The following is a 15,675-nucleotide window of genomic DNA, read 5'->3' on the forward strand; positions in this document are numbered from 1 at the left end:
TCCATCGTTAAATTTAGTGACAGGTATACTCGGGAATTAACGAGATTAAGTACTTGCATGGAAGTGACCGTTGGCGGCAAGGATGCCGCCGTCGAGCCCTCAGGGATGAGTTTATGGCGTGTCACTGGAATACAAGTACTTAATCTTTTAGCAAATCAGAAAGGATACTTTATTGTATCTGACCGATAGTGGCATAGAGAATATCACTATAATGCCTAGGACATTATTAACACTTCTTTTTAAATCATAAGCAGGCGTGTCACTGGGAAAACAATGGCAATTAATGCTGCATAACTCAGCAGCTTTGCTTTGGTGGGAAACAACTCAGCCTGAGTTGCAAAAATCTATTATGATCTCCGCGCTATAACAACCTATCTTGCAATAAGGATTACCGTGTCTCAGCCATCGGAACAACCTAAGTTAGAAACTGCGCAAATTTGCCCTTTGTGCCAAGGCGCGAATCAATGTGCGGTGATTGTTGGTAAGGGTATTGAGGATTGTTGGTGTGCGCAGCAGATGTTCCCGCCTTTGGCGGTGTTGCAAGGGCAAGCATCAGATTCGCTACAAGGTGCAATCAGCCCCATTTTACCGTCTGCCAATGCGTGTATTTGCCAAACCTGTCTTAGCCAACTCAAGCAGAGTTTAAGTCAGGGGCAGATTACAACGCAGGATGAAAAAAGCCCATCGAGTGTGAGCGATGGGCTAGGTTATGAGGTGAAATAGCGGGCTGAAGTAATGAGCTATCGATTTATGGTGTAATCCAGTTGCACGCTAGTTTGTGCTTCCACGGCTATACCATTTTCAAACTTGGGTGCGTAACGCCATTTCTCTAAGGTTTCAATACTCTCTTTTTCAAATAAAGCACCACCCTTAGAAGCTAAAATTTCAGGATTTTTGACGAAGCCATGCTCATCGATAGTAAATTTAAGCTGAACCCAGCCACTTTTACCTCGCTGTGCATAGGACATTGGATAGTCTGGTACGGTACGGAAAATAGGTTGTTGTTCCTGCGTGTCGGCCCAAGGACGCATTTTGCCGATAGCAATACAGTGAGCGGTGGATGCGTCACGCTTTCCCTGGCGCTCATACAGTTCGACTAAATACGCATGGGCACTCAAGGCATAGGGGTGACTGAAATTGAGTGCGTCGAATTGTTTAACCACTTCCAGCAGTAAAGGTTCGGCTTTACCATCGTGTTTGTCTGCAAATTCAACGGCTCCAACAGTAAAGGTTGCCTTGACTCTGTCTATGGCGTTCTCTGGCAAAATCTCTTTATAAATATCATAGGCATCGAAGGCATAGCGTCTTACGCTTCTCGTGTATAGCTCAGTATTGGATAAGCGGTTAAAGGCTGCCATTTTTACATCGGCGATCAGTTTCTTTTTATCGGACTTTTCAGCAATTGCGATTGCAGTAAGCAAATCCTCTTTCGCATCTTTGGCTTCGACGGCGGTTTGCGCAGCGCCAAGTAAGGGATCGATAAGCTCAAGCGCTTGTTTGTCATAATGAACTTTATAGTTAGCCAGAGCGAGCTGATACAACTCATTCGCCTTAGCCGTTTTGGGCAAATTCTTTTCTGTAAATGGGTAAGGGGCGACTTGCTTTTCTATCGCGCTGGCCCAATTCAAGGCGAGATTAGCTAAGTCGACACTGTCTTTGGCATATTGAGCTTCGCCGAGTTGATAAGCGATTTTTGCGCTCGCTTCAATCTTAGCTGCATCGCCTTTTTCTACGGCGGCTTGATAGTCACTATAGGCTTTGGTAAAGCTATTTTCTGAGGCGTGCACGCTAAGAGATGTGCCTAAAGTGAGGGCAAGAAGACAGGCGATGGGCAACATTTTTCCGTGCGACATTCTATATATCCTTATTATTGATGAATTTAGATGATACATAGATGTGCATTATGGGACAAGTCGGTTTGGCTTTTGTTAATAATGCTGGGGAGTGCTGATAACTGGGAATTGATAATTGAGAGCTGAGATTAAAAATAAGCGAGCCCAGTTTAAACCGAGTTCGCTTATTTATCAGTGTCTTGTCGCTTTACTAGCCGTTATGAGTTCGAATAGCCGCAAGTGCTTTTACTCGCCGCAATTACTTAGCTGTGAACGTTATGGCAAATTGCCCGAGTGCGCCGTATTCAAAGTCACAAACCTGCGCCAATGGCAGGTCGAGGACGCCAGCGTAGGAACCTGTGATCACATATTGCCCTTGAGTTAGGTCAATGCCTTGGGCGGATAAAAAGTTAACTAACCAATAGAGTCCCACCTTAGGGAAACCATTGGGATGAATGGCGGATTTTTGCAGTGTTTCATTTTGCAGCTGCTCGCCATTGGCAATATTAACGCTGAGTTCGAAATGGCTGGTTTCTAAATCTTTTTGCGGATTAAGTACTGGGCCTAACCACAATCCTTGATTGACTAAGCCATCGGCGAGGGCATCAAAATGCGTCGCTTCACTGGGTGTGTGGTAGCGGCTTTTGATCAATTCCAAGGCTAAGCGTGTGTTACCTAAGGCCGCGTCGATTTCAGCCTCTGTGTAAGGTGTGGCTCTTGGTGGTAAATCGCGAGCAATCTCGAAGGCGAGTTCAGGTTCGACGCGGGCCAGCCCTTTAGTCGACGGATAGAGTGGACAAGTGGCAGATTGTTGATATACATCAGCTTGATAAATAGGCGCTACGACGGTTTTTTCCGCCGAGGGTAATAGGCATTTCCACGCTGCTATAGGATTGTTGTTAGCCTTATAGATGGCAGCCACGCTTTGCTGAATGGCGAAGGCCTGTTCGAAGCTGGTTGGCCTCAGCTCTGGGAGCAGTAAATCGCCGCTGGTGCCTGCGGCGCGGCGCTCGGCGAGTTCCTTCGCTGCGGCATGAATCTGCATTTGAACTGGTTCGAGCGGGGCGGTAGATGACATTAACTTTCCTATTTAAAGAGTGAGCCTAGAAAGACGTGGCGTAGAAACAGTGGCAGAGAAGCCATTTTATCGGCCAAATATACTCGGTTATTGCCATCGCTGGAAATGCCAATGTTGGCTTTCTGGGTAAATCTGCTGCAAGTGAATCAAGAGTACGGCCAATATTCCAATCATCGTAAGATGCTGATACTTGCCCCACATAAGTGTCAGCTAAAGTATCCATTTAAACGCGAATGTTTCCATTATGTGCTGCTAGATATTGTGCTGACTCAATGCCAGAATGACGCTCCATTTTGCGGTCTCTACTGGACATCTCCGTGAACCTTAGCCATAACGCCCCTCAGGCAAATAATCATGCTCAACTCGGGCTGCTCTTCATCTCAGTTGCGATTGTATTTTGGGGCATGTTACCCATAGCTTTGAAGCTTTCGGGGGCTTTTATCGATCCTGTCACCCTGACGTGGTTTCGTTTTTTAGTCGCGCTGGTGGTCAGCATACTGATCCAATGGAGCGCGGGTAGCCTTAAGCAATTTGCGGCGATCGATGCCAAAGTCTGGTTACGGCTAGTGCTTGCGGGCGTGTTTTTGATGCTCAATTATGTGTCTTTTGTTTACTCTCTCGATTATCTCGCGCCGGGTGCTGCCCAGCTGAATTTCCAGACTTCGCCCTTTTTCCTCGCCTTCGGTGGTGTGCTGTTTTTTAAGGAACGGCTGAATGCGGTGCAGCTCAGTTGTTTTGCGACACTAGCCTTAGGCATGTTGATGTTTTTCCATCCGTATTTGGATTTATCTGGTGCCAATAATCATCAGGTTTGGATTGGGGTAATGATTATCCAGTTCTCGGCGTTGTCGTGGACTAGCTATGCCTTGTTGCAAAAATCATTACTCAATCGTTTATCGCCCGCGAACGTGCTTTTAGTGATCTATGGCTTAGGTATTTTCGTAATGGCTCCCTTTAGCGACTTTAGTCAGTTTGCCAGTATGGACAGCTTCGAGTGGCAGATTGCGCTGTTTTGCGCTGCCAATACCTTGATCGCCTATGGCTGTTTTGGGCAGTCGATGAAGTACTGGCCGACGGCACAGGTGAGCGCCATGTTGGCCCTAACGCCAGTATTTAGCTTTAGTGCCACTGCTTTGGTAGTAAGCATTGGCTGGTGGCCAGACGTCTTCCATGCCGATGAATTAGATGGATTATCTCTGCTGGGGATTGGCGTCATTATTGTGTCTGTGATGGTGGTACAATTACTGCCTCTGTATCGTAATCGTCAGGCGAAGCGTTTGCAGATTGTCTAAGGCGTACATTTTCACCTAATGGGAAAGGCCAGTGATCACTAGACTCAGCGATTTAAAACTTAAGGATATCCGTGGGATCATCTTCGATCTTGACGGCACTTTAGCGCATTCCAATCCGGATTTTGCTGGTCTGCGGCGTGAGTTGGGGATTCATTCTGGTACGGATATCTTGGCCCATGTCGATAGCCTGAGTGCGGGTGAAGCACAGGCTCAGGCGCTGGAAATCGTCCATGAGTACGAGAGACAGAGCTCACTCAATGCCAGTTGGATTGATGGCGCGCGTGAGCTTATCGAATGCCTACGGGCTAAATCGCTGCCCTTGGCTATTTTGACCCGCAATATGTCGGAAGCGGCGCAAATCACTATCGATAAGCTCGGTATAGATATCGAACTAGTATTAACGCGCTACGACGCGCAGCCTAAGCCGCATCCCGAAGGTATTCATCTTATTTGCCAGCAGTGGCAGCTTGTCCCCGCAGATATCTTATATGTGGGCGATTATTTGTTTGATCTGCAAACCGCGCGTAATGCGGGTAGCCGCTGCGCATTATATTGCCCTGAAATTATTCCTGATTATGCCCACGAGGCCGACATGCTAGTGGCTTGCTACCATAGCTTTATCGAAGCGTGGACAGTGGGTGATTAGGTTTTGTTAGTCTGTCTCGAACTTAGTCCCAGTTTGGGGCGAAGTCTGGATTGGCCATCCTATGATTGCGATCTAATCCCGTAATAGCCTCGATTTCCGCTACCGATAACATGAGTTTTGCCGCGGCTAGATTGCTGCGAGCATGCTCACGTTTGGTCGATGATGGAATTGTGGCGAACTCTTGTTGTCTTAACCAAGCGAGTATAGTTTGAGCTGTGGTAACGCCGTGCTGTTTAGCAATCTGAGTAATTAACTCATCTTGTAATACAGCGCCGTAGGCAAAAGGCATGTAACCCGTGACTAAGATATTGTGCTGCTTACAAAAATCAGTAACTTTCGCATTAACTAAATATGGATGCACTTCTACTTGATTGGTGAAAATTACCCCGTCACCTAATATCTCAATCGCTTGGGATAGCTGGGCGTTAGTGAAATTCGATACCCCAATGCGGCGGGTAAAACCCTTATCCAGCATGGTTTTTAATGACATGAGGTAATCTGCCATCGGCACATGTTCGTCCTTAAGCGGCCAATGGATTAATAGCAAATCGACATATTGGGTTTGTAGCGCGGTTAAGCTGTCGATAACGCTGGCTTCGAAACGGTTTGCGGCTAGATTTTCTGTCCATACCTTAGTAGTGATAAAGAGTTCATTACGGTGAACGCTAGAAGCCTTAATCGCCTCACCAACGGCGGCTTCATTACCGTAGATTTGTGCGGTATCAATATGACGTGAGCCCTCTTCGAGAGCCATTAATACTGCATCGAATGCTGCTTGGTCTTTGAGTCTAAAGGTGCCAGTGCCGAGCATAGGCATAGTAAATGAGTGGGATGCGGTCGAGTCTGTGTGTGCTTGAGTCATAATATTTCTAATACTGAATGAATGGTGATGACGCTAATTTTACCCATCAGGCTTTGCCAATAAAGTCGATAAAGCACAAATCATATTTGCCAATATCACAATAATGCTTTGCGGTGGATTACCCATAGTCGATTGAGTTGCGTGGTTTTACAGACTCAATCTGGGCTGGATAAAATCGATAAAAGCCGAGATCCGCCGCGCAACGGTTGAGGTTTTATAATAGACGGCATTCACTTGCTCCCGCCCGACATTGGTCACATGTTCACTTTCAAGCAATGGGACTAATCGTCCCGCAGCAATATCGTCGTTAACCATAAAGCCCGACAGACAAGCGATACCATTGCCCGATAAGGTTAATTGGCGCACGGTTTCGCCGTTGCTGGCGCGGACATTAGGTGTGATTTGTTCGACGCCTTTTAAGGGCCATTGATTGAGCACTTTCGAACCCGTAAAGCCGATAAGGCAGTGGTGGGGCAGATCGCTAATATTCTTTGGCAGGCCGCGCTGCGCTAGGTATGCACTTGAGGCCACAATATACAGCTTACTTTTACCCAGCGGTCTGGCGTGCAGAGTCGAGTCGGTCAGCTTGCCGATACGGATTGCCACATCGGTTCGTTTCTCAATCAGATCAACAAAGCCTTCATTGGATGTGATTTCAAGCTCGATATCGGGATAGATTTGTTTAAATTCTTGCACTAAGGGTACGATTTGATGCAGCACGAAGGGACTCGCAGCATCGACCCTTAAACGACCTTTAGGGCGTTCACCACGGGCGACGAGATCCTCTTCGGCCTGCTGCAACGTTTGCAGACCTATGCGTACTGTATCAACAAATTGCCGTCCCTCGTTGGTAAGTTCAACTCGGCGCGTAGTGCGGTTGAGTAACGTTACTTGTAGTTGGCTTTCAAGGCGAGTGACTGCCCGCGATACTCGTGCGACTTGAATATCCAGCGCCTCGGCAGCCGCCGAAAACCCACCTGTATCCACAACCGTCAATAAAATCTGCAAATCATCGGACCGTGTTAGCACTCAGTCGTCTCCAAGTTTAAAGGTGATTAATTGCATTTATAGCAAAAATCATTTGTAAAAATCACTCTTTTTAGCAATAACCTTTGTGGTCATGATAGCCCCATCTGAACGTGAGTCGGGTGTTAGCTCATCAATATTCGCTCACAGACGCTTTAAACTAACAGGATGGACACTATCATGCCCTTAGCTTTACTCGCATTGACGCTCAGCGCCTTTGCCATTGGAACCACAGAATTTGTCATAGTGGGTTTGCTCCCAACCATGGCGCAGGACTTAAATGTCTCACTGCCCTCGGCGGGGTTATTGGTGAGCTTGTATGCCCTAGGTGTGGCGATTGGCGCACCTGTGCTGACGGCATTAACGGGTATCTGGAATCGTAAAACCGTGTTGCTGTCTGTCATGTCGCTGTTTGTGGCGGGTAACTTATTGGCATGGCAGGCGCCGAGTTATGAAACCTTGATAGCCGCGCGGATCCTGACAGGACTGGCCCATGGGGTGTTCTTTTCGATTGGATCGACTATCGCCACTGGCTTAGTTCCCAAAGAAAAAGCGGCGAGCGCGATTGCCATAATGTTTACTGGCTTAACCGTTGCCTTGGTGACAGGTGTACCGTTGGGGACGTACATCGGTCAAACGTTTGGTTGGCAGTCTACCTTTTTAGCGGTGGCATTAATGGGATTTATCGCCTTAGTGGGCAGCGCATTTTTAGTGCCGAATAACCTAAAGCAAGCCAGCGCGGCCAGAATACTCACACAAGTTAAAGTATTGGGCGAGCCGAGATTGGTATTGGTGTTTGCGATTACTGCCGTGGGTTACGGTGGCACGTTTGTGGCGTTCACTTACCTTGCGCCGATTTTGCAGCAAGTCACAGGTTTTAATGCCAGTGCGATTGGCGCCATTATGTTGGTTTACGGTGTCTCCGTTGCCTTTGGGAATATCTGGGGCGGAAAAATGGCCGATAAAATGGGTCCAGTAAAAGCCCTGAGCTATATCTTTGCAGGTCTCGCTGCTGTGTTGCTGGTGTTTAACTTCACAGCGGTTAACCCGATTGCAGCTGTGTTGACCATCTTAGTCTGGGGCGCATTTGCCTTTGGTAATGTTCCCGGTTTACAAGTGTATGTGGTGAAACTCGCCGAAACCTATGCTCCCGATGCGGTCGATGTGGCTTCGGGTTTGAATATCGCCGCCTTTAACGTCGGCATAGCCTTAGGCGCGTGGGGCGGTGGGATAATAGTGACCAACCTAGGTTTGATGTACACACCTTGGATTGGTGCACTGGTGGTATTAAGTGCGCTGTTACTCACCCGTGTCAGTGGCTATTTAGATACTCAATCAAGCCAAGTTGAAAGCCGTGTGATCTCTCAGTAAGTCCTTCTTAACGATTGGTAGGAGGTAAAAGGCAAATGGGCTTTCATTAACAGTAATGAAAGCCCTTCTGTTGTTTTATCTACTGAGTTTTAGTCGAACATCACTTTACGGGTTTTGCAGTTATGCCACGTTCTTAGCTGCATCTTGCTTATCTTGTTTAAGTCCCAAGCGTACGCTATCTAATAAGGCAATCAGCCAGCAGAGGATAAATCCGTACATCAACTTGTCTGCACCATCACGAATGGTTGCCGTGGTTTGTTTCGTCACTTCGGCCGCAATTACGCCCATATCCAGCGGCAAAACGCCAGTTTGAATATCCAGCGAGATAAGCTGCGCCACTTGCATGACTTGTTGCAGCAACAGGCCGAGACTCAATATTGCCAGCACAAAAAACACTAAGGCACTGCGTTTATGTTGCAGATAAAAATGACCGCTGCCAGGGGCGACGAAGGCGGATAATAGTCCAGCGGTAAGGGCTTTTTTCATCGAAATACACTAGATGCGTTGCTAAAGACTAAGTCGACACTAATAGACATGTTGGCTTAACTGCAAGTTAATTTGCCATTGCGACTAACATTCCAATAAAGCCCGCAAACAGAGTGCAACCGACAAGTACCATGATTAATAATGTTTTATCTCTGTGGCATGACTTAGCGAGTTCGGGAAGTGCCGAGATAAATGGGTAAGTTATCAGTGCTAAAAAATCCATTTTATATCCTTAAGCTAGACATTCTTGTACTGACTATATCAGCTTGAAATATCAACTGGCCAGTTTGCTTTGAGCTAGTGCGATGTCAAGCCAACAAAAAAGGAGCCTAGGCTCCTTTTTTAGTCTCTAGCTTAAGCTAGATTAGTCTTCACGTGGTTTACGTGGCTTACGCTCACCGGCAGGCTTGTCTGCACGTGGTTTGCGGTCAGCAAATGGCTTGTCACCAGTAGACGCAGCGCGTGGCTTACGGTCACCAGCTGGGCGGTCACCCGTTGGACGATCACCACGTGGTTTACGGTCACCAGCAGGGCGGTCTGAACGAGCACTACGGCCTGAATCAACAAATACTTGATCGCCAGCTTCGCGGATGTTCAATGGCTTGCCACAAACACGTACTTTACGTAGGTGCTGTAACACGTCTTTTGGCATGCCGTCTGGCAGGTCAACAGTGGTCACTGCATCGTAAAGTTGGATTGCGCCAATGTAACGGCTGTCGATGTTAGCTTCGTTCGCGATAGCGCCAACGATGTTACCCACACCTACACCATTCTCACGACCTACGTCGATGACGTAACGGCACATTTTCAAATCTGGGTTGTCTTTCAAGGCTTCAGCTGAACCTAAGCTTGCTGGCATTGGACGCGGTTCGCGACTTCTGCGTTCACCACGCTCACCACCACGGTCATTACGATCACTTCCGCGGTCGCTACGTTCAGCACGTTCACTGCGTTCATCACGTGCACGTTCTTGAATTGCTGGCAATTGCAAAGGACGTTCTTGCTGAACTTGCTGTAATAATGCAGCGGCTAGCAGATCAGTATCGACTTCTAACTGTTGGCATAATTGAGCAACAGCTTCTTTCATGAAATCTAAATCGCCGTTGATCGTCTCAGCCAATTGCTCACCTAAGCGAGACAGACGACGTTCTGCAACAGTCTCTGGGCTTGGGATTTTCATTGGTGAAATGCGGCTGTTAGTTGAACGCTCGATAGTGCGCAGCATGCGCATTTCACGGCTAGTTACAAACAGAATCGCCATACCAGTACGGCCAGCACGGCCTGTACGGCCAATACGGTGTACATAAGCTTCGGCATCATACGGAATATCGTAGTTTACAACGTGACCGATACGCTCAACGTCAAGACCACGGGCCGCAACGTCAGTCGCGATCAGTATGTCTAACTTGCCACGTTTCAGTTGGTCAACTGCACGCTCACGGGCTTGCTGGTTCATGTCACCGTGTAGTGGTGATGAAGCATAACCGCGGGCTTCTAACTTTTCAGCTAACTCAACACATGAGTTACGAGTACGTACGAATATGATCACACCTTCAGTGTTTTCAACTTCTAATACACGTACTAAAGCTTCAAGTTTGTTGTGTTGTGATACTTGTACGAAACGCTGTTCGATTGACTCAACCGTAGTTTGGCTTGATTCGATACGAACATGTACAGGATTACGTAAGTGCTGGTTAGCAACACGCTTAATTTGCTCTGGCATAGTGGCAGAGAATAACGCCAGTTGGCGCTCGCTTGGCGTGTGCTCAAGGATCCATTCGATATCATCGATGAAGCCCATTTTTAACATTTCATCGGCTTCATCAAGCACTAAAGCTTGTAATGAGTCGAGTTTCAAGGTGCCGCGACGCATATGGTCCATAACACGACCTGGCGTACCAACGATAACTTGTGGGCCGCGTTTCAGGGCATTCAACTGTTGTTGCATGCTTTGGCCGCCATAGATAGGAAGAACGTGGAAATTCTTCATAAATTTGGCATAGCTACTGAACGCTTCAGCAACCTGCACGGCTAATTCACGTGTTGGTGCTAAGACTAAAATTTGCGGTGTAGTTTGGCTGGTAACTTTGTTTAATAGTGGTAAAGCGAAGGCGCCAGTTTTACCTGTACCTGTTTGCGCTTGACCTAAAATATCTTTGCCAGCCATAAGTGGATCAATACTGGCTGATTGGATTGGCGTTGGTTTTTCATAACCTAGCTCGTCAAGAGCACGCAACAAATTCTCGGATAGGCCGAGTTCACGGAAAGTTCTTTCATCGGATGACATTGGGTTGTAGCCTTGTGGATGCGCGCGCGAAATGGCGCTAATAGTTTCACAGACAGAAAATCAACCCCGTGTCGATTTCCCGCGAACGACGGATTATAGCAGCATGGACACCACTTTACCAATCAGAGTCACGCTATTTAACCTGTTTTCTGCATTTTTTTCGATAAAACTGAGCAAGAAACGCGCCACTTCCCATTATTTCTTTAAATATTCGGCATTTAATTGAAGTAACTCAAATGCTGACTCAGTCACGGCCGCCAGAAAAGTGATGTCGATTGTCGCGACGGTATCCTCAGGGGTGTGATATTGGGGATGGGTCGGCACGCCAAAATACAACCAAGGGATATTGGCTTTGTGGAAGGGATAATGATCCGATGCCCGCAGCCAGTCGGTACTTTGTATGCTACGGCCAACGGGTTTTGGGTGCGTGAGCTTAATGCACAGTCGGTTTTGTTGATTGAGTAGGGGTTTAAATTGATTGAACTGAGTGAAGTTTCGGCTGCCTTCAAGGTAAATTCCATAGGGTCTGCCTGGGTGACTTACCATGTCGAGGTTAATCATTAATTCAAATGTCGCCTCTGGTAGGCGGGTTTTGAGTTGTTCAACCAAGGCGATACTGCCATAGAGTCCTGGTTCTTCGGCATCGGTTGCCACAAACATTAGATTCACCTTAGGCAAGGTATGGGGTTGCAGAGCAAATTGCTGTTGCCAATGTTTGGCAATCGCCAGCATAGCGGCGACGCCGGAGGCGTTATCATCGGCGCCGTGGTAAATCTTGTTGCCGCTCATGCCTAAGTGATCATAGTGGGCGACGATAATGCGCCATCGATTCGTCGGTTCTGTCGCCATGGCGGTGGCGACCACATTGGCGCCGGTTTCTTGGGTGAAGAAGGTTTGATATTCAAAGGGCACGATAAAGTCCGCTCCCCAAGGCTGTAAATTGAGATCTTCAAATTGCTGCTTTATATAGTCACGACTTTTGGCCGCGCCTTGAGTTTGGGTTTTGCGGCCTTCAAATTCGTCCGAGCTTAATATTGTCACTGTCGCTTGTAACTCTGCTGGCTCGGCCCAAGTAAGTTTAAGCTCAGTGCGCGCACAGGTTTCCAGTGAGTTAGCACAGCCACTAAGAGTGACTGCCATAAAGCAGGCCAGTGCAAATAAGCCAAGTCTTTGGGATTGATGTCTTATAAGGCGCGTGATCTTGAACTTGGCGAGCAGCTGACCTATACGACTGTGGTTGAATAGAGTCGATGCGCTTAGGTTTATGTCGCTTAGGTTTTTACTTAAAAGTGATTGATACTGCCTCGGTAATATAAGGTGAGTCACTGGGGACTGAGTGCTATTACGCATGGACATTCCTTATCGCTGAAGCCTTCGCCAGAAGATGAATATCATCTTTGCCTAAATCCGATTCTAATTCAATGAGATCTATATGTATGCGATAGCTTAAGCATATTGGATTGCTGAGCGAAAAAAAGCGCAGTGCTTATGCGACTGCGCTTCATACAGTACTCAGACCAAGGGCTCGAAACTTATGCCTTGGCTTTATTGGCCTTTGCCATTTCAATATCCCGTTTTAGCAGTGGCTTTAAGAAGCGTGCCGTGTGGGAGGTTGGATGCTCGGCGACTTCTTCCGGTGTGCCTGTGGCTAAAATCATACCGCCACCACCGCCGCCTTCTGGGCCTAAGTCGATAATCCAGTCCGCCGTTTTGATCACGTCCAGATTATGCTCAATCACCACAATGGTGTTGCCGTGGGATTTAAGACGATGCAATACGTCGAGCAGCAGTTGGATATCGGCAAAGTGTAAGCCCGTGGTCGGTTCATCCAAGATATACAAGGTTTGGCCCGTGTCACGCTTAGACAGCTCTTTGGCAAGTTTCACCCTTTGGGCTTCGCCGCCCGAAAGTGTGGTCGCACTTTGGCCGAGGCGCACATAGGACAAACCCACATCCATCAAGGTTTGCAGCTTACGGGCAATGGCAGGTACGGCATCGAAGAAAGTGCGCGCATCTTCCACTGTCATCTGCAGTACTTCGTGAATATTCTTGCCTTTATAGCGTACTTCTAAGGTTTCGCGGTTGTAGCGCTTACCTTTACAGGAATCGCAGGGCACATACACATCGGGTAGGAAGTGCATTTCGACCTTGATCAAGCCGTCGCCTTGGCAAGCCTCACAGCGGCCACCTTTAACGTTAAAGGAGAAGCGGCCGACTTGATAACCGCGAGTACGTGACTCTTGGGTTCCAGCAAAAATCTCGCGAATTGGGGTGAAGATGCCAGTATAAGTGGCAGGATTAGAGCGCGGCGTGCGGCCAATCGGGCTTTGGTCAATATCGACCACTTTGTCGCACAGCTCCATCCCTTCGATACGATCATAGGGTGATGGCTCATCCACAGTCGCACCGTTGAGCATTCTATGGGCGATCTTGAAGAAGGTATCGTTGATTAAGGTTGATTTACCTGAACCTGATACGCCTGTCACACAAGTGAATAAGCCAATCGGTATGGTTAAATCCACATTACGCAGGTTGTTGCCGCGCGCGCCAAATAACTCAATCACTTGAGTTTTGTCGAACGGAATACGCGGCGTATCGATATGAATGCAGCGCTTACCGGAAATATATTGTCCGGTAACTGATTCTTCACAGGCGATGATTTTCTCAATCGGGCCGTCGCAAATCACTTCGCCGCCGTGTACGCCAGCGCCAGGGCCGATGTCGATCACGTGATCCGCCATGCGGATCGCATCTTCATCGTGCTCAACCACAATTACTGTGTTGCCCAAATCCCGCAGGTGGATCAGGGTTTGCAGTAGACGTTCGTTATCCCTTTGATGCAGGCCAATTGAAGGTTCGTCGAGCACATACATCACGCCGACAAGTCCGGCACCAATTTGGCTGGCGAGTCGAATTCGTTGGGCTTCACCGCCCGAGAGGGTTTCTGCCGAGCGAGATAGGCTCAAATAATTGAGGCCCACGTTCACGAGGAAACCTAAGCGATCGCGGATTTCTTTTAAAATCTTCTCGGCGATCTGCGCTTTTTGGCCACTAAACTCGACTTTCTCGAAGTAATCTAAGGCTTCGCCAATCGACCAAGTGGTGAGTTGCGGCAGATTGATATCGCCTAAAAACACGTTACGGGCTTCTTCGCGCAGACGTGAACCACCACAGCTTTGGCAGGCTTGGGTGTTGATAAACTTGGCTAATTCGTCACGTACCGAGTTGCTTTCGGTTTCGCGATAGCGCCTGTCCATGTTGTTGAGAATGCCTTCGAAGGGGTGATTACGCACCACCACATCGCCGCGATCGTTGATGTACTTAAAGGCAATGCTATCTTTGCCTGATCCGTACAGGACGATTTTGCGGACTTTTTCGCTGAGCTGCTCGTAGGGCACTTCGACATCGAACTTATAGTGTTCGGCGAGTGAGCTGAGCATTTGGAAATAGTAGAAGTTGCGTCTATCCCAGCCGCGTATCGCGCCACCAGCCAGTGACAGCTCAGTGTTGCTGATCACGCGTTCAGGATCGAAAAATTGTTGTACCCCTAAACCATCACAGGTTTGGCACGCGCCGGCTGGATTGTTAAAGGAGAAGATCCTTGGCTCTAATTCCGCCATCGAATATCCGCAGTGCGGGCAGGCGAAGTTGGCCGAAAAGATCAGTTCTTCGCCTTTTGCTTTACCAGTACCTGTGTCGTCATCCATGGTAGCAACGGTCGCGATGCCGCCGGAGAGTTCCAGTGCGGTTTCAAATGATTCTGCTAAGCGTTGCTTGATATCGTCACGCACTTTAAAGCGGTCGACGACCACTTCAATCGTGTGCTTAACGTGTAAATCTAAGGTTGGCGGATCGGTTAAATCACACACTTCACCGTCGATACGCGCACGGATATAACCCTGCGCCGATAGACCTTCGAGCAATTTAACGTGTTCACCCTTACGGGCGTTGACCACAGGCGCGAGCAGCATCAAGCGGCTGTCTTGGGGCATTTCTAACACTTTATCGACCATCTGGCTGACGGTTTGCGCCGCCAAGGGTTGATTGTGTGTCGGACAACGCGGCTCACCCACGCGGGCAAACATCAAACGCAGGTAATCGTAAATTTCGGTAATTGTGCCCACGGTTGAACGCGGGTTATGGGAAGTGGATTTTTGCTCTATGGATATCGCTGGGCTTAAGCCCTCGATATGGTCCACATCGGGCTTTTCCATCAAACTCAAAAATTGGCGAGCATAGGCTGACAGGGATTCGACGTAACGTCGCTGGCCCTCGGCATATAAAGTATCGAAAGCAAGGGAGGATTTGCCAGATCCTGATAAGCCCGTGATGACAATCAGTTTATCCCTTGGGATAGTCAGGTTGATATTCTTGAGATTGTGGGTGCGTGCGCCGCGTATTTCAATCTTATCCATCTATCGCTCTAATGCCATATGCTTAAAAAAATGAGCATAAGTATCGCACAGTTCCGCGGCTGAGTTTAGTTGATTCTGTGATCGGCACCAATCCAAGGGCTGGCACTGGCTTTTAATCACCGTGCTGACAGTGACAGTTATGTACCGAGTGGATTAACTAAGATTAATGCGGTTGTTGCGTACTGACTCACAGGACAAATGTGAACACTATGTTATACTCGGTTCCCAGTGCCTGAGCGTTAAATAGGGCAGAAAAATAAACATGTTAACCCGAGCACGGTCAATATAGGTCTGTGATAATCGGGATAAAAGTTAACTGTACAGGCAGTGGTTTAGGCCACTATTTCCTTTTGAGCAAATCCTTTTGGGTGTGGTAACAT

14 protein-coding genes are annotated in these 15,675 nt (G+C 48.0%); 5 read left to right on the forward strand and 9 right to left on the reverse strand.

What is annotated here, in order from left to right; genetic code table 11:
* Together FW758_RS11100 and FW758_RS11105 are read left to right on the forward strand one after the other, a co-directional pair.
* Positions 1 to 189, forward strand: a 189-nt coding sequence (locus FW758_RS11100) for a hypothetical protein (protein WP_446445402.1), incomplete at its 5' end; no start/stop codon positions are given.
* 204 nt (positions 190 to 393) lie between these two features.
* On the forward strand, positions 394 to 723 hold the full coding sequence (locus FW758_RS11105) for a cysteine-rich CWC family protein (RefSeq protein WP_446445403.1): 330 nt from the start codon (positions 394 to 396) through the stop codon (positions 721 to 723).
* A 17-nt stretch (positions 724 to 740) separates the two neighbouring features.
* Here the strand turns inward: FW758_RS11105 and FW758_RS11110 are convergent, their stop codons facing one another.
* Together FW758_RS11110 and FW758_RS11115 are read right to left on the reverse strand one after the other, a co-directional pair.
* The gene (locus FW758_RS11110) at positions 741 to 1,853 is read right to left on the reverse strand and encodes an energy transducer TonB (RefSeq protein WP_446445404.1); all 1,113 of its coding nucleotides are present in this window, start codon (positions 1,851 to 1,853) and stop codon (positions 741 to 743) included.
* Between the two features lie 238 nt (positions 1,854 to 2,091).
* The gene (locus FW758_RS11115; RefSeq protein ID WP_446445405.1) at positions 2,092 to 2,910 is read right to left on the reverse strand and encodes a hydratase; all 819 of its coding nucleotides are present in this window, start codon (positions 2,908 to 2,910) and stop codon (positions 2,092 to 2,094) included.
* A gap of 317 nt (positions 2,911 to 3,227) precedes the next feature.
* Here FW758_RS11115 and FW758_RS11120 point away from each other — a divergent pair, with 317 nt between their 5' ends.
* Entirely contained in the window at positions 3,228 to 4,202 is a 975-nt protein-coding gene (locus tag FW758_RS11120; RefSeq protein WP_446445406.1) for a DMT family transporter, read from the forward strand.
* A gap of 31 nt (positions 4,203 to 4,233) precedes the next feature.
* Positions 4,234 to 4,848 carry an HAD family hydrolase gene (locus tag FW758_RS11125; protein WP_446445407.1) on the forward strand — a complete coding sequence of 205 codons (615 nt, stop codon included), beginning with the start codon at positions 4,234 to 4,236 and terminating at the stop codon, positions 4,846 to 4,848.
* 22 nt (positions 4,849 to 4,870) lie between these two features.
* Here FW758_RS11125 and dkgB read toward each other — a convergent pair whose 3' ends face one another.
* Both dkgB and FW758_RS11135 read right to left on the reverse strand, forming a co-directional pair.
* The gene (gene dkgB, locus FW758_RS11130; RefSeq protein WP_259511496.1) at positions 4,871 to 5,710 is read right to left on the reverse strand and encodes a 2,5-didehydrogluconate reductase DkgB; all 840 of its coding nucleotides are present in this window, start codon (positions 5,708 to 5,710) and stop codon (positions 4,871 to 4,873) included.
* 147 nt (positions 5,711 to 5,857) lie between these two features.
* On the reverse strand, positions 5,858 to 6,739 hold the full coding sequence (locus FW758_RS11135; protein ID WP_107946487.1) for a LysR family transcriptional regulator: 882 nt from the start codon (positions 6,737 to 6,739) through the stop codon (positions 5,858 to 5,860).
* Between the two features lie 177 nt (positions 6,740 to 6,916).
* Between FW758_RS11135 and FW758_RS11140 the strand changes: the two genes are divergently transcribed.
* Complete coding sequence (locus tag FW758_RS11140; protein WP_446445408.1) at positions 6,917 to 8,107, forward strand: MFS transporter; 1,191 nt, start codon at positions 6,917 to 6,919, stop codon at positions 8,105 to 8,107.
* Positions 8,108 to 8,227: 120 nt separating this feature from the next.
* Here the strand turns inward: FW758_RS11140 and FW758_RS11145 are convergent, their stop codons facing one another.
* The 5 genes from FW758_RS11145 to uvrA form a co-directional block, all read right to left on the reverse strand.
* Positions 8,228 to 8,593, reverse strand: coding sequence for a DUF6677 family protein (locus FW758_RS11145; protein WP_446445409.1), 366 nt, complete (start codon positions 8,591 to 8,593; stop codon positions 8,228 to 8,230).
* A gap of 67 nt (positions 8,594 to 8,660) precedes the next feature.
* Positions 8,661 to 8,816: a hypothetical protein gene (locus FW758_RS11150; RefSeq protein ID WP_157600311.1), complete on the reverse strand. Its 156-nt coding sequence runs from the start codon at positions 8,814 to 8,816 to the stop codon at positions 8,661 to 8,663.
* Between the two features lie 141 nt (positions 8,817 to 8,957).
* Positions 8,958 to 10,880 (reverse strand): DEAD/DEAH box helicase, encoded by a 1,923-nt coding sequence (locus FW758_RS11155; protein WP_259574068.1) that lies wholly within the window; start codon positions 10,878 to 10,880, stop codon positions 8,958 to 8,960.
* 195 nt (positions 10,881 to 11,075) lie between these two features.
* Positions 11,076 to 12,230 (reverse strand): M20/M25/M40 family metallo-hydrolase, encoded by a 1,155-nt coding sequence (locus FW758_RS11160; RefSeq protein WP_446445410.1) that lies wholly within the window; start codon positions 12,228 to 12,230, stop codon positions 11,076 to 11,078.
* A 182-nt stretch (positions 12,231 to 12,412) separates the two neighbouring features.
* Complete coding sequence (uvrA, locus tag FW758_RS11165) at positions 12,413 to 15,295, reverse strand: excinuclease ABC subunit UvrA (protein ID WP_012586712.1); 2,883 nt, start codon at positions 15,293 to 15,295, stop codon at positions 12,413 to 12,415.
* Between the last annotated feature and the right edge of the window lie 380 nt (positions 15,296 to 15,675).

This window comes from Shewanella sp. 1180_01, assembly GCF_052850535.1.

Coding starts and splice junctions, on each gene's coding strand:
- FW758_RS11110 (WP_446445404.1), bottom strand. CDS start 1,853: ATGTCGCACGGAAAAATGTTGCCCATCGCCTGTCTTCTTGCCCTCACT.
- FW758_RS11115 (WP_446445405.1), bottom strand. CDS start 2,910: ATGTCATCTACCGCCCCGCTCGAACCAGTTCAAATGCAGATTCATGCC.
- dkgB (WP_259511496.1), bottom strand. CDS start 5,710: ATGACTCAAGCACACACAGACTCGACCGCATCCCACTCATTTACTATG.
- FW758_RS11140 (WP_446445408.1), top strand. CDS start 6,917: ATGCCCTTAGCTTTACTCGCATTGACGCTCAGCGCCTTTGCCATTGGA.
- FW758_RS11145 (WP_446445409.1), bottom strand. CDS start 8,593: ATGAAAAAAGCCCTTACCGCTGGACTATTATCCGCCTTCGTCGCCCCT.
- FW758_RS11150 (WP_157600311.1), bottom strand. CDS start 8,816: ATGGATTTTTTAGCACTGATAACTTACCCATTTATCTCGGCACTTCCC.
- FW758_RS11155 (WP_259574068.1), bottom strand. CDS start 10,880: ATGTCATCCGATGAAAGAACTTTCCGTGAACTCGGCCTATCCGAGAAT.
- FW758_RS11160 (WP_446445410.1), bottom strand. CDS start 12,230: ATGCGTAATAGCACTCAGTCCCCAGTGACTCACCTTATATTACCGAGG.
- uvrA (WP_012586712.1), bottom strand. CDS start 15,295: ATGGATAAGATTGAAATACGCGGCGCACGCACCCACAATCTCAAGAAT.